This window comes from Pseudomonas sediminis, from assembly GCF_039555755.1.
Taxonomy (GTDB): domain Bacteria; phylum Pseudomonadota; class Gammaproteobacteria; order Pseudomonadales; family Pseudomonadaceae; genus Aquipseudomonas; species Aquipseudomonas mendocina_D.
The window spans coordinates 697,546-710,507 of record NZ_CP154631.1 but is presented as its reverse complement, the minus strand read 5'-3'; the positions used below and the strand labels follow the sequence as shown (position 1 = coordinate 710,507).

The window sequence follows — 12,962 nt, the reverse complement described above, 5'->3', positions numbered from 1 at the left end:
GAGGAAACCATGAATTCCAGTCGTCCCTATCTGGTTCGCGCCCTCTATGAGTGGATTGTCGACAACGATTGCACGCCGCATCTTCTGGTCAATGCCGAGTATCCGGGGGTGCAGGTGCCGCCGGGCTTCGCCAGCGACGGCCAGATCGTGCTCAATGCGTCGCCCAGTGCGGTGCGTCACCTGCACATGGACAATCAGGCGGTGAGTTTCGAAGGGCGCTTCGGCGGCGTTGCGCACAGCCTTTACATTCCGGCGGCGGCGATTCTGGCGATCTATGCGCGGGAGAATGGCCAGGGCATGGTTTTCGACATGGAGCCGTCGATGGCGGGCAGCCCCGAGGAATCGGGGCCGGACGATGATGGGCCGTCTGATGACGAGCCGCCGCGTCCCAGTGGCCGGCCGAGTCTGAAAGTGGTCAAGTAAACAATGAAAAGGGCGCCCATGGGCGCCCTTGTCGTTTCTGCGTTTGGATCAGTTGGTGTATTCGAACAGGCGCACGACCCGCTGCACACCCGACACGCTTTGTACCACGCGGGTAGCGGCGTTGGCTTCTTCGCGGGTGACCAGGCCGAGCATGTAGACGATGCCGTTCTCGGTGACGACCTTGACTCGTGCGCTCGGTACGCTGCTGTCGGCCAGCATTTGCGTCTTGATCTTGGTGGTCAGCAGCGAATCGTTGCTGCGTGCCAGCAGGGAGGCGGGTTGCTGCACCTGCAGTTCGTTGTAGACCTTCTTCACGCCCTGTACACCGCGGGCGGTCTGAGCGGCGCGATCCTTGAGTTCGCTACGCGGGGTTTGCCCGGCAAGCAGTATCACGCCGTTATAGCTGGTGACTATGATGCGCGAGGTCGGGGTGGACAGGTCGGCGTGCGCATTGCTGATGCGTGATGCGACTTCCGGACCGAGGAACTGGTCATCGATCTTGTTGCCGATGCTGCGGCTGCCGCAGCCCGCCAGGGTCAGGGTAACGGCCAGAGCGGCCAGAATCAGGGCAGAACGCTTCATTCTTCACTCCCAAACAATTGACTATCGATCAGGTCGCAGAGGCAATGGATAGTCAGCAGATGGACTTCCTGAATGCGTGCGGTGACTTTGGCTGGAACACGGATTTCGACGTCTTCCGGCAGCAATAGCGAGGCCATGCCGCCGCCGTCGCGGCCGGTGAGGGCGACCACGGTCATCTCGCGATCATGTGCAGCTTGAATAGCCTGGATGACATTCGCTGAGTTGCCGCTGGTGGATATCGCCAAAAGCACATCGCCGGGTTGGCCGAGTGCGCGGATCTGCTTGGAGAATATCTCGTTGTAGCTGTAGTCGTTGGCGATCGAGGTAATGGTCGAGCTGTCGGTGGTCAGAGCGATGGCCGGCAGGCTCGGACGTTCACGCTCGAAGCGGTTGAGCAGCTCGGAGGAGAAATGTTGGGCATCACCGGCAGAGCCGCCGTTGCCGCAGGTGAGAATCTTGCCCTCGTTGAGCAGGGCCTGGACCATCACCAGACTGGCGTGCTCGATATAGGGTGCCAGGACGTCCATGGCCTGTTGCTTGGTGTCGATGCTGGCTTGGAACAGCTGGCGGATTCGGGATTGCATGTCCATCGGTTAAACCTTGAATGTACGGCCGTCAGGCATCGAAGGCGTTTTTGATCCAGTCGAGGCGAGTGGCGCCGCCAGTGCTGATGGCGACCACATCGAAGCGGCAGGGGTAGCGGGCCCAGCGTGAGTGTTGCTGAAGGAAGAGTTCGGCGGCGATGACCAGCTTGCCACGCTTGCGCGCATCGATGCTCTCCAGGGCGCCGCCCCAGGCGCTGTGGCGACGGGCGCGGACCTCGACGAATACTACTGTATCGCCGTCGAGCATGACCAGATCGAGCTCGCCACGCCGACAGCTCCAGTTCTGTTCGATCAGTTGCAGGCCGTTACGTTCCAGATGCTGGCGAGCCGCCTGTTCGGCGGCTCGTCCCAGATCGTTGTGTGCGCTCAATTGATGCTGTCGGGGAGGCGTTGCACCTGGCCGCCGCGGAACTCGGCCCAGGGCAGCTGGCGCTCGATGCGCTGCGTGGCGTTCAGGCTGAGGCTGCCCGACAGGCCGTCGATACGCGACTCCGGCAGTGCCTTGAGTTGGCTCAGGCGTGGTGCCAGGCGGTAGGCGTCGACACCCATGGCATACAGGCGGCCGAGGCTGCCGCCGGCCTGCGGCCACTGGTTGCTGACCTCCTGGCGCAGCGGTGCGTGGGTATCGAGCAGCCAGGGGGTTTCGCAGAAGCGGATGCCTTCCAGGTCCTGATACTGGGCCTGGCTATGAGCACCGGTGAACAGGTGCGAGGTGGCGTAGACCGGCACGTCGCCGGCGTACTGGAAGGCCAGGGTCGGTTTGATCTGCTGAGCCTGTTGCGGGGTGGCGGCGAGGAAGATGAAATCGATGTCCTGGCGGCGCGCCGGCTGTGCATCCAGGCTGGTGCCCAGGGTGTTTTGCAGACGGCGGGCGCGGGCTTCGCTCTCACGCAGCTGGAACAGATCGGCGATCTGGCGGGCCAGCTCGACCGGTTGATCGACGTGCTCGGCGGCGATCAGTGTGCCGCCCTGCGCCTGCCAGCTCTGGCGGAAGGCATCCAGTACACGGTCGCCCCAGTCGCCGCGCGGCACCAGGGCCACGGCGCGGCGCATGCCGTCGTTCCAGGCGCGGCGAGCCACTTCGCGGGCTTCGTCCTCGGCGGCCAGGCCAAACTGGAACAGTTGTGCCGGACCTTCCTGGCCTGCATCGCTGTAGTTCAGGGCAAGGGTGGTGATTGGCAGTTGCTCGCGGTCGCTGAGCTGCTTGACCAGCGGTTTTTCCAGCGGGCCGACTACCAGTTGCACGCCGTCGGCTTGTGCCTGCTGGTAGAAAGCGTCCAGCGAGCCGATGCGGGAGCTGTCGTACAGTTTGATGTCTGGCGGATTCTGTCCAGCTTGCTGGGCTTCGTAATGCGCGGCGAGGAAGCCGTCACGCAGGGCGCGGGCAACACTGGCCAGTTGGCCTTCCTGTGGCAGCAGCAGGGCGATGCGGGTCAGTGGCTGGCTGGCCAGTTCGCGCAGTTTGCCGAGGGCCTCGGGCAGTTGTTCGGCAGCCGGGTGCTGCGGGTTCTGTGCGACCCACTGGTCGATGGCTGCTTGCTGCTGCTCCAGTGTGGCGCTGCTTTGGGTCACTTGGGCCAGCTCCAGCCAGCCAGCCAGGTCACTGTCGGCCCCGGCGGAGGTTTGCGCCGGCAGGGTGGAGACCAGAGCCCAGATATTCTCGTGGTTGTCGTGGGCGGCCTGGCCGCTCAGCAGGGGGGCGATGAATACGCGTTCGCGGGCGGCGGCCAGGGTCTGACCGTCGGCTTCGAGGGCGCGGGCACGGACCAGCTGGGTGCGGATCTGCTGCTCGACCGGCAGCTCTGCGAGGCGTTCGAAGCTGGAGTGTTGCAGGGCTTTCAGCGCGCTCTTGGGTTGCTTGCGGGCCATCGCCAGCTCGGCCTTGAGGGTGCTGGCGAAGATCTGTTGAGCGGGTTGCAGGCTGGCGATGTCGACCTGCTCGAGAATGCGGGTGGCGCGTGCCACGTCATTCTGCTGGTAGCTCTGGTCGGCTGCCGACAGGCGTAGCAGGGCAGCCTGTTCCGGTTTGCTCTCGGCGGCTTGCTGAAGCATCTGCTCGATGCTGGCTTGTGGCGTGCGCGGAAGTTGGCCCAGATTGTTGGAGGGCGAGCTGGCGCAGGCGGCGAGCAGGCCGGCCAGAAAAAGAGCAGACAGAGGACGCAGGCTAGCGATCATCGGGTCATCCTGATACTTGAGCAAAACGAGCGGCGATTGTACCTAAGGGGCGACATCCGTGCGATGCCACTGGGGCGGAACCGGCTAGAATGAGCGCTCTTTCAATTAACGAGGTGTTTCCAGTGAGTCAGCCCGCAGTCGCAAGCGTCCAGCCAGGCAGCCTGTATGTGGTCGCCACGCCCATTGGCAATCTGGATGACATCAGCGCGCGGGCCTTGCGGATTCTGCGTGAGGTGGCGCTGATCGCGGCGGAGGATACCCGGCACTCGGCGCGCCTGCTGCAGCATTTCGGCATCGAAACGCCTCTGGCTGCCTGTCATGAACACAACGAACGCGATCAGGGTGGCCGCTTTCTGGCGCGGCTGCAGGCTGGCGAGGATGTGGCGCTGATTTCCGACGCGGGCACACCGTTGATCTCCGATCCGGGTTATCACCTGGTGCGCCAGGCGCGTGCCGCAGGCGTCGCGGTGGTGCCGGTGCCCGGTGCCTGTGCCTTGATCGCGGCGCTGTCGGCGGCTGGTCTGCCGTCGGATCGCTTTATCTTCGAGGGCTTTCTGCCAGCCAAGGCGGCGGGGCGCCGTGCGCGTCTGGAGCAAGTGCGGGAAGAGCCGCGTACGCTGATCTTCTATGAGGCGCCGCACCGTATTCTCGAATGTCTGCAGGATATGCGTGATGTATTTGGCGGTGATCGCCCCGCACTGCTGGCACGTGAGCTGACCAAAACCTTCGAGACCCTGCAGGGGCTGCCGCTGGCCGAGCTGAGCGAGTGGGTGGCTGCAGACAGCAATCAGCAGCGCGGCGAGTGCGTAGTGCTGGTGGCAGGCTGGCAGGCGCCGGAGGGCGAGGAGGCTGTCAGTGCCGAAGCCCTGCGGGTGCTCGATCTGCTGATGGCGGAAATGCCCCTCAAGCGTGCCGCGGCGCTGGCGGCGGAGATCACCGGAGTGCGCAAGAATCTGCTTTATCAAGTTGCCTTGGAGCGCAAGGCCTAGGCTCTATGCGAAAAGTGCCTGCGCATCGGTGATGCTTCGTTAAAAGCGGGTTCGGAATGCTCATTTACATCTCGTAAACTCCGCTTCCTCACCCGTTTTTGCCTCGCCTGACCTTCGCTCGGCGATTTTTCGTACAGACCCTAGGGCGTTCGCCATCGGTCTAGCTTGCAGCTTGCCATCACGCCCGGTACCCTTGCCGGCGGAGAGTCGATCGGGCAGTCGCTGCCTTCGCAAGAAGGGGGAGGAAAGTCCGGGCTCCATAGGGCGGAGTGCCAGGTAACGCCTGGGGGGCGTGAGCCTACGGAAAGTGCCACAGAAAATAACCGCCTAAGCGCTTCGGTGCCGGTAAGGGTGAAAAGGTGCGGTAAGAGCGCACCGCACGGCTGGCAACAGTCCGTGGCTAGGTAAACCCCACTCGGAGCAAGACCAAATAGGGTTCCATCGGCGTGGCCCGCGCTGGAACCGGGTAGGTTGCTAAAGGCGTGCAGTGATGTACGTCGTAGAGGAATGACTGTCCTCGACAGAACCCGGCTTACAGATCGACTCTCCTCCTTCCTTTCTCGTGTTGTGCTTCTATCTCCCTCCTGTTTGATACCGAAAAATTCTTACTCTTAACAAATTACTTTAAGTTCGAATTTCAGCTGGCTGGAATGGTTGAGATTTATCTGCAAAAAGCCGGTTCCGGCATCCCTTTTTCCCTCGCTTTTGTTCGCTAAATCTCCGTCCTGTAAGGATTTTTCCCTTCCGGAGCGCCTTGACGGTGGGGCGTGCGCGTTCCTATAGTGTGCGCAAGTGGTAAGAAGTGGCACGAAGTGGGTTTTTTTGGGCATGGAAAGCTAATTACAGGGGAAGCGCAGCCGTGTTTCGCGGAGCTAACGCCATCAGTCTCGACGCCAAAGGGCGCCTCGCGATGCCGAGTCGGTATCGTGACGAGCTCGTTGCGCGTTGCAGTGGCCAGCTCATCGTGACCATCGACGCCGTTGACCCCTGTCTTTGCGTTTATCCACTGGCCGAGTGGGAGCTGATCGAGAACAAGCTGCGTGAGCTGGCTTCCTTTCGTGAAGAGAACCGCCGCCTGCAGCGTCTGCTGATCGGTAATGCCGTCGATCTCGAGCTGGATGCCAGTGGCCGCTTTCTGGTGCCGCCGCGTTTGCGTGAATACGCCAAGCTGGACAAGCGAGCGATGCTCGTCGGTCAGCTGAACAAGTTTCAACTCTGGGATGAAGACTCCTGGAATGCCGTAGCCGAAGCCGACCTCGCTGCCATCAAGCAGCCGGGCGCCCTTTCCGATGACCTGCGTGACCTGATCCTGTGACCATGACCGATAGCAACTTCCGCCATATCACCGTGCTGCTCGACGAAGCCGTCGAGGGGCTGGCTGTGCGCGGTGATGGTCGTTATATGGATGGCACCTTCGGCCGTGGCGGACACAGTCGGCTGATCCTGCAGAAACTCGGACCAGATGGGCGGCTCTTGGGGTTCGATAAGGATCCCCTGGCGATAGCCACCGGGGAAGCATTGGCGGCCGAAGACGGCCGCTTTGTCGTTGTGCAGCGCAGTTTTGCGGAACTTGGCGAGGAAGCTGTTGTCCGCGGCATCAGTGGTCAGGTCTCCGGCATTCTTCTCGATCTCGGTGTGTCGTCGCCGCAACTGGATGACCCTGAGCGTGGCTTCAGCTTCCTTAATGACGGCCCGCTGGATATGCGCATGAATCCGGACGTCGGCGTCAGTGCCGCTGACTGGATCGCCACGGCGGACGAAGACGAAATCGCCCGTGTGCTCAAGGACTATGGCGAGGAACGCTTCGCCAAACGTATGGCGCGTGCCGTGGTGCAGCGCCGCGCCGAGCAGCCATTCACCCGCACTGCTGATCTGGCGCAGGTGTTGACTGTCGCCAATCCGGCCTGGGAAAAGGGCAAGAATCCAGCGACTCGCGCCTTCCAGGGTATCCGCATTTACGTCAACAACGAGCTCGGTGATCTCGAGCGCGGCCTCGAAGCAGCGCTCGAGACGCTGGAAGTAGGCGGCCGTCTGGTGGTGATCAGTTTCCACTCGCTGGAAGATCGCATCGTCAAACAGTTCATGAAGCGTCAGGCCAAGGGCGAGGCGGACAAGCTGCCGCGTGACCTGCCAATCATTCCGAAAGCCTTCGAGCCGCGTCTGAAGCTGATCGGCAAGCCGGTCTACGCCGCTGAGGCCGAACTCAAAGCCAATCCGCGCTCGCGCAGCGCGGTGATGCGCATCGCGGAGAAGTTGCGGTGAGCCGTCGGCTGATCAAGTCCATGCCCAGCGGCAGCTTCCTGATGCTGCTGTTGTTCATCGCCATCCTGGTTTCCGCAGTGGCGGTGTCTTACAGCGCGCATTGGAATCGTCAACTGCTCAATGACCTGTACGGCGAGCTGAGCGTGCGCGACAAGACGCAGGCCGAGTGGGGCCGGCTGATTCTCGAACAAAGCACCTGGACCGCACACAACCGCATCGAAGCGCTGGCCAGCGAGCAGCTGAAAATGCACATCCCCGACCCTGCCGCCGTGCGCATGGTGCGTCCATGATCGGGCTCGAAGGCGCACTCTACCCGTGGCGCTTCCGCCTGGTGCTGGTGTTGCTGGCGCTGATGGTCGGCGCCATCGCCTGGCGCATGCTCGATCTGCAGGTGCTCGATCATGACTTCCTCAAAGCGCATGGCGATGCTCGTAGCGTGCGGCATATCCCGATTCCTGCGCACCGCGGTCTGATCACCGACCGTAATGGTGAACCGTTGGCCGTCAGTACCCCTGTCACCACGCTCTGGGCCAATGGCAAGGAACTGCAGGCTGGTCGTGAGCAGTGGCCAGCGTTGGCTGCTGCCCTGGGGCAGGACCCGGCCAACTTCGCCGCACGTCTGGAGCAGAACAAAGAACGCGAGTTCATGTATCTGGTGCGTGGCCTGACCCCGGAGAACGGTCAGCGCGTGCTGGACCTGAAAGTGCCGGGCGTTTATGCCATCGAAGAATTCCGCCGCTTCTATCCGGCTGGCGAAGTGGCGGCGCATGTCGTCGGCTTCACTGATATCGATGATCGCGGTCGTGAAGGCATGGAGCTGGCTTACGAAGACTGGCTGGCCGGTGTGCCAGGTAAGCGTCAGGTGCTCAAGGATCGCCGTGGCAAGTTGATCAAGGACGTGCAGGTTGCGCAGAACGCCAAGGCTGGCAAAGCCTTGGCGTTGTCCATTGACCTGCGTTTGCAGTATCTGGCCCATCGTGAGCTGCGCAATGCGCTGTTGGAAAACGATGCCAAGGCCGGCAGTCTGGTGATGGTCGACGTGAAGACCGGCGAAGTGCTGGCGATGGTCAACCATCCCACCTACAACCCGAACAATCGCCGCAACCTGACCCCGGCTGCCATGCGCAACCGCGCCATGATCGACGTGTTCGAGCCTGGCTCTACCATCAAGCCGTTGTCGATGTCCGCTGCGCTGGAGACCGGTCGCTGGAAACCCAGCGACATCGTTCAGGTCGGCAACGGCACTCTGCAGATCGGCCGCTACAGCATTCGTGACGTTTCCCGCACTCAAGGCCCTGCGTTGGACCTGACCGGCATCCTGATCAACTCCAGCAACGTCGGCATGAGCAAGATCGCGTTCGACGTGGGTGGAGAGAATATCCATCACGTGCTGAGCAACCTGGGCTTCGGTCGCGATACAGGCCTGGGTTTCCCGGGTGAGCGTGTCGGCAATCTGCCCAACCATCGCAAATGGCGTGAGGCGGAGACCGCCACGCTGTCCTATGGCTACGGCCTTTCGGTGACTGCCGTGCAGTTGGCGCACGCCTACGCGGCGCTGGCCAATGGCGGCGGCATGACGCCGCTGTCGATGATTCGCGTGGACAGTAAGCCGAGCGCCATGCAGGTCATGTCGCCCAACGTGGCCAAGACCCTGCAGGGCATGCTGCAGCAGGTGGTCGAGGCGCCGCGCGGCGTATTCCGTGCTCAGGTGCCGGGTTACCACGTGGCCGGTAAGAGTGGTACCGCGCGTAAGACCAATGCTGGTGCCAAGGGCTACCAGAGTAATTCCTACCGTTCTCTGTTCGCCGGCTTTGCCCCAGCGCAGGATCCGCGCATTGCTCTGGTCGTTGTCATCGATGAGCCCGGCAAGGGCGCTTACTACGGCGGCCTGATTTCCGCGCCGGTGTTCAGCCGGGTGATGGCGGGTTCGCTGCGCCTGATGAACATTGCGCCAGACAATCTGCCGCCACCCGAGCAGAAGATGGCCGCTGTTGGCCAGGGAGGGCGCAACTGATGCCCATGCCGCTCAATCAATTGTTGCCAGCTGCCGAGGGCAGCGTGCTGATTCGTGAACTGACCCTGGACAGCCGCAAGGTGCGTCCGGGTGACCTGTTCTTGGCTGTGCCGGGCACCCAGCAGGATGGCCGCGTGCACATCGCCGATGCCATCGCCCGCGGTGCGGCGGCAGTAGCCTTCGAGGCCGAAGGCGCTGCGCCCATGCATGCCGAAAGTGCGGTGTTGGTGCCGGTCAAGGGTCTCGCTGGACAGCTGTCTGCCATCGCCGGGCGCTTCTATGGCGAACCGAGCCGTGCCCTGCATCTGGTCGGCGTTACCGGCACCAATGGCAAGACCAGCGTCAGCCAATTGTTGGCCCAGGCATTGGATCAGCTCGGTCAGCCCTGTGGCATCGTCGGTACCCTGGGCACTGGATTCCATGGCGCGCTGGAGCAGGGCAAACACACCACCCCCGATCCGGTCGGCGTGCAGGCCACCCTGGCCTCGCTCAAGCAGGCCGGCGCTCGCGCTGTAGCGATGGAAGTTTCTTCTCATGGTCTGGACCAGGGCCGTGTCGCGGCGCTGGAGTTCGATATTGCGGTGTTCACCAATCTGTCGCGTGATCACCTCGATTATCACGGCAGCATGGAGGCTTATGGCGCGGCCAAGGCCAAGCTGTTCGCCTGGCCAAATCTGCGTTGCCGGGTGATCAACCTCGATGACACCTTCGGTCGTGAGCTGGCCGGGCAAGCGCACGAGTCGCGCCTGATCGGCTACAGCCTGAATGATGCCGGTGCCTTCCTTTATTGCAGCGAAGCGCACTTCGACGATCACGGCGTACGCGCACGTCTGGTGACGCCGCGTGGCGAAGGCGTGCTGCGCAGCAATCTGCTCGGCCGCTTCAACCTCAGTAATCTGTTGGCAGTGGTCGGTGCGCTGCTGGGGCTGGACTACGGCCTCGACGAGATTCTCAAGGTTCTGCCGCAACTGCAGGGGCCGGCTGGCCGCATGCAACGCCTCGGTGGCGGCGACAAGCCCCTGGTGGTGGTCGACTACGCGCACACCCCGGATGCGCTGGAAAAGGTTCTCGAAGCCATGCGTCCGCACGTCGAAGGTCGCCTGGTCTGCCTGTTCGGTTGTGGCGGTGATCGTGACCGCGGCAAGCGTCCGCTGATGGCCGCGGTTGCCGAGCGCTTGGCCGATGTGGTGTGGGTGACCGATGACAATCCGCGTACGGAAGAGCCGGCGCAGATCGTTGCCGATATTCGCGCAGGCTTCGCCGCGCCGGAGCAGGTGCAATTCATTCACGGCCGTGGCGATGCCATCGCACGGCTGATCGCCCAGGCTGAAGTCGCCGACGTGCTGGTGTTAGCTGGTAAGGGCCACGAGGATTACCAGGAAATCATGGGTGTGCGTCAGCCGTTCTCCGACCTGATCGAAGCGAACAAGGCTCTGGCGGCCTGGGAGGCGACTCATGCTTAAGCCTTGGCTGCTCAGCGAAGTCGCCGCCGACTTGAGCGCGCGCGTGATCGGCGCCGATGTGGCGTTCTCCGCCGTTGGTAGCGACAGTCGCACCATCGCTGCAGGTCAGTTGTTCGTGGCGTTGACCGGTCCACGCTTCGACGGTCATGACTATCTGGCCGAAGTCGCTGCCAAGGGCGCGGTCGCCGCGCTGGTCGAGCGTGAAGTGGCGAATGCCCCGTTGCCACAATTGCTGGTGGCCGACACCCGCCTGGCGCTCGGTCAACTGGGGGCACTGAATCGTCAGGCTTTCACCGGCCCGCTGGCTGCCGTAACGGGTTCCAGTGGCAAGACCAGCGTCAAGGAAATGCTCGCCGCCATCCTGCGTGCCGGCTTGAACGGTGCGGTACTGGCCACTCGCGGCAACCTCAACAACGATCTTGGTGCGCCATTGACTCTGTTGGAGTTGGCGCCGGAGCATCGCGCCGGGATGATCGAGCTGGGCGCCAATCATGTGGGTGAAATCGCCTACACCGTGAGCCTCACCCGGCCGCAGGTAGCGATCATCACCAATGCCGGTAATGCCCACGTCGGCGAGTTCGGTGGCCCGGAAAAGATCGTCGAGGCCAAGGGCGAGATCCTCGAAGGCCTGCCGAAGGATGGCGTGGCCGTGCTCAACCTTGACGACAAGGCCTTCGTCACCTGGCAGCGCCGTGCAGCCGGACGCAAGGTGCTGAGTTTTGCCTTGCGCGACACCCGCGCGGACTTTCACGGCAGCGATCTGGCCCGCGACGAGCGTGGCTGCCAGGGCTTCACCCTGCGTAGCCCGGCCGGTAGCGCGCGCATTCAACTCAACCTGCTGGGCGAGCATAACGTGGCCAATGCGCTGGCTGCCTGTGCTGCCGCTCATGCCCTGGGTATGCCGTTGGTCGCCATGGTCGAGGGCCTGGAAAACCTGCAGCCGGTCAAAGGCCGCGCCGTAGCGCAGCTGGCGCCGAACGGCGTGCGAGTCATCGATGACAGTTACAACGCCAACCCGGTGTCCATGTGTGCGGCGGTGGATATACTCGCCGGCTTCTCCGGTCGCACCGTTCTGGTGCTGGGAGACATGGGCGAGCTGGGCGAGTGGGCTGAACAGGGCCATCGCGATGTCGGTCGCCATGCTGCGGGCAAGGTCGATGCACTGTATGCCGTCGGCCCGCTGATGCGTTTTGCGGTCGAGGAGTTTGGCTCAAAAGGCCGTCACTTCGTCGATCAAGCCGAGCTGATCGAAGCGCTTCGCGCCGAGCAGGCCGGCAGCACACTACTAATCAAGGGTTCACGCAGCGCTGCCATGGACAAGGTCGTGGTGGCGCTGTGTGGCGTATCTGGGGAGATTCACTAAATGCTGCTGCTGCTGGCGGAGTACCTGCAACAGTTTCACAAGGGCTTCGCGGTCTTTCAGTACCTGACTCTGCGCGGCATCCTCGGCGTGCTCACCGCCCTGGCGCTGTCGCTGTGGCTCGGCCCGTGGATGATCCGCACCCTGCAGGTGCGTCAGATCGGCCAATCCGTGCGCAACGATGGCCCGCAGTCGCACCTGTCGAAGAAAGGCACGCCGACCATGGGCGGCGCGCTGATCCTCACCGCCATCGCCGTCAGTACCCTGCTCTGGGCCGACCTGTCCAACCGCTATGTGTGGGTGGTGCTGGCCGTGACGTTGGCGTTTGGTGCCATTGGCTGGGTCGACGACTACCGCAAGGTGATCGAGAAGAACTCGCGTGGCCTGCCGAGCCGCTGGAAGTATTTCTGGCAGTCGGTGTTCGGTCTGGCTGCGGCTGTCTTCCTTTATATGACTGCGCAGAGCCCGGTGGAGACCACCCTGATCCTGCCGCTGCTCAAGGATGTCGCCATTCCCCTGGGCGCCGGCTTCGTGGTGTTGACCTACTTCGTTATCGTCGGTACCAGTAATGCGGTGAACCTAACCGACGGTCTCGACGGTCTGGCCATTCTGCCGACCGTGATGGTCGGCGGTGCGCTGGGGATCTTCTGCTACCTGTCGGGCAACGTGAACTTCGCCGAATACCTGCTGATCCCGTATGTGCCGGGTTCCGGTGAGTTGATCGTGTTCTGCGCCGCGCTGGTCGGTGCCGGTCTGGGCTTTCTGTGGTTCAACACCTACCCGGCGCAGGTGTTCATGGGCGATGTCGGCGCGCTGGCGCTCGGCGCTGCGCTGGGCACTATCGCCGTGATCGTCCGCCAGGAAGTCGTGCTGTTCATCATGGGCGGGGTGTTCGTGATGGAAACCCTGTCGGTGATCATCCAGGTCGCCAGCTTCAAGCTGACCGGCAAGCGCGTGTTCCGCATGGCGCCGATCCATCACCATTTCGAACTCAAGGGCTGGCCTGAGCCGCGTGTGATCGTCCGTTTCTGGATCATCACCGTGATTCTCGTGCTGATCGGCCTGGCCACCCTGAAGCTGAGGTAATGA

At 62.8% G+C, this 12,962-nt stretch carries 13 protein-coding genes and 1 other RNA gene; 10 read left to right on the top strand and 4 right to left on the bottom strand.

Annotation, left to right across the window (positions count from 1 at the left end; genetic code table 11):
- Window positions 1–9 precede the first annotated feature (9 nt).
- The gene (locus AAEQ75_RS03435) at window positions 10–423 is read left to right on the top strand and encodes a ClpXP protease specificity-enhancing factor (protein WP_106732768.1); all 414 of its coding nucleotides are present in this window, start codon (window positions 10–12) and stop codon (window positions 421–423) included.
- Window positions 424–471: 48 nt separating this feature from the next.
- On the opposite strand, the gene AAEQ75_RS03430 is transcribed toward AAEQ75_RS03435, so the two are convergent.
- Genes AAEQ75_RS03430 through AAEQ75_RS03415 form a run of 4 tightly spaced genes read right to left on the bottom strand, consistent with a single transcriptional unit; the run spans window position 472 to window position 3,785 of the window.
- On the bottom strand, window positions 472–1,005 hold the full coding sequence (locus tag AAEQ75_RS03430) for a BON domain-containing protein (protein WP_106732769.1): 534 nt from the start codon (window positions 1,003–1,005) through the stop codon (window positions 472–474).
- On the bottom strand, window positions 1,002–1,595 hold the full coding sequence (locus AAEQ75_RS03425) for a phosphoheptose isomerase (protein ID WP_099522457.1): 594 nt from the start codon (window positions 1,593–1,595) through the stop codon (window positions 1,002–1,004). Before AAEQ75_RS03425 ends, AAEQ75_RS03430 begins: the two co-directional genes overlap by 4 nt.
- Before the next feature lie 25 nt (window positions 1,596–1,620).
- Window positions 1,621–1,980 carry a YraN family protein gene (locus tag AAEQ75_RS03420; protein WP_099522456.1) on the bottom strand — a complete coding sequence of 120 codons (360 nt, stop codon included), beginning with the start codon at window positions 1,978–1,980 and terminating at the stop codon, window positions 1,621–1,623.
- The gene (locus AAEQ75_RS03415; protein WP_343350890.1) at window positions 1,977–3,785 is read right to left on the bottom strand and encodes a penicillin-binding protein activator; all 1,809 of its coding nucleotides are present in this window, start codon (window positions 3,783–3,785) and stop codon (window positions 1,977–1,979) included. Before AAEQ75_RS03415 ends, AAEQ75_RS03420 begins: the two co-directional genes overlap by 4 nt.
- Window positions 3,786–3,874: 89 nt before the next feature.
- Between AAEQ75_RS03415 and rsmI the strand changes: the two genes are divergently transcribed.
- The 9 genes from rsmI to mraY all read left to right on the top strand — a co-directional run bounded on the left by rsmI (window position 3,875) and on the right by mraY (window position 12,959).
- Complete coding sequence (gene rsmI, locus AAEQ75_RS03410) at window positions 3,875–4,774, top strand: 16S rRNA (cytidine(1402)-2'-O)-methyltransferase (protein WP_099522454.1); 900 nt, start codon at window positions 3,875–3,877, stop codon at window positions 4,772–4,774.
- Window positions 4,775–4,977: 203 nt separating this feature from the next.
- Window positions 4,978–5,325, top strand: an RNA gene (gene rnpB / locus AAEQ75_RS03405) — RNase P RNA component class A.
- Window positions 5,326–5,633: 308 nt separating this feature from the next.
- A complete protein-coding gene (gene mraZ, locus AAEQ75_RS03400; RefSeq protein ID WP_003459315.1) occupies window positions 5,634–6,089 on the top strand; it encodes a division/cell wall cluster transcriptional repressor MraZ in 456 nt (151 codons plus the stop codon).
- A 2-nt stretch (window positions 6,090–6,091) separates the two neighbouring features.
- A complete protein-coding gene (rsmH, locus tag AAEQ75_RS03395) occupies window positions 6,092–7,036 on the top strand; it encodes a 16S rRNA (cytosine(1402)-N(4))-methyltransferase RsmH (RefSeq protein WP_099522453.1) in 945 nt (314 codons plus the stop codon).
- Between the two features lie 20 nt (window positions 7,037–7,056).
- Complete coding sequence (gene ftsL / locus AAEQ75_RS03390) at window positions 7,057–7,326, top strand: cell division protein FtsL (RefSeq protein ID WP_430523452.1); 270 nt, start codon at window positions 7,057–7,059, stop codon at window positions 7,324–7,326.
- Window positions 7,323–9,050, top strand: coding sequence for a peptidoglycan D,D-transpeptidase FtsI family protein (locus AAEQ75_RS03385; protein ID WP_106732774.1), 1,728 nt, complete (start codon window positions 7,323–7,325; stop codon window positions 9,048–9,050). The genes ftsL and AAEQ75_RS03385 overlap by 4 nt, the downstream gene beginning before the upstream one ends.
- Window positions 9,050–10,513 carry a UDP-N-acetylmuramoyl-L-alanyl-D-glutamate--2,6-diaminopimelate ligase gene (locus AAEQ75_RS03380; protein WP_343350888.1) on the top strand — a complete coding sequence of 488 codons (1,464 nt, stop codon included), beginning with the start codon at window positions 9,050–9,052 and terminating at the stop codon, window positions 10,511–10,513. The genes AAEQ75_RS03385 and AAEQ75_RS03380 overlap by 1 nt, the downstream gene beginning before the upstream one ends.
- Window positions 10,506–11,876 (top strand): UDP-N-acetylmuramoyl-tripeptide--D-alanyl-D-alanine ligase, encoded by a 1,371-nt coding sequence (locus AAEQ75_RS03375; protein ID WP_343350887.1) that lies wholly within the window; start codon window positions 10,506–10,508, stop codon window positions 11,874–11,876. The genes AAEQ75_RS03380 and AAEQ75_RS03375 overlap by 8 nt, the downstream gene beginning before the upstream one ends.
- On the top strand, window positions 11,877–12,959 hold the full coding sequence (gene mraY, locus AAEQ75_RS03370; RefSeq protein ID WP_099522448.1) for a phospho-N-acetylmuramoyl-pentapeptide-transferase: 1,083 nt from the start codon (window positions 11,877–11,879) through the stop codon (window positions 12,957–12,959).
- Window positions 12,960–12,962: the final 3 nt, after the last annotated feature.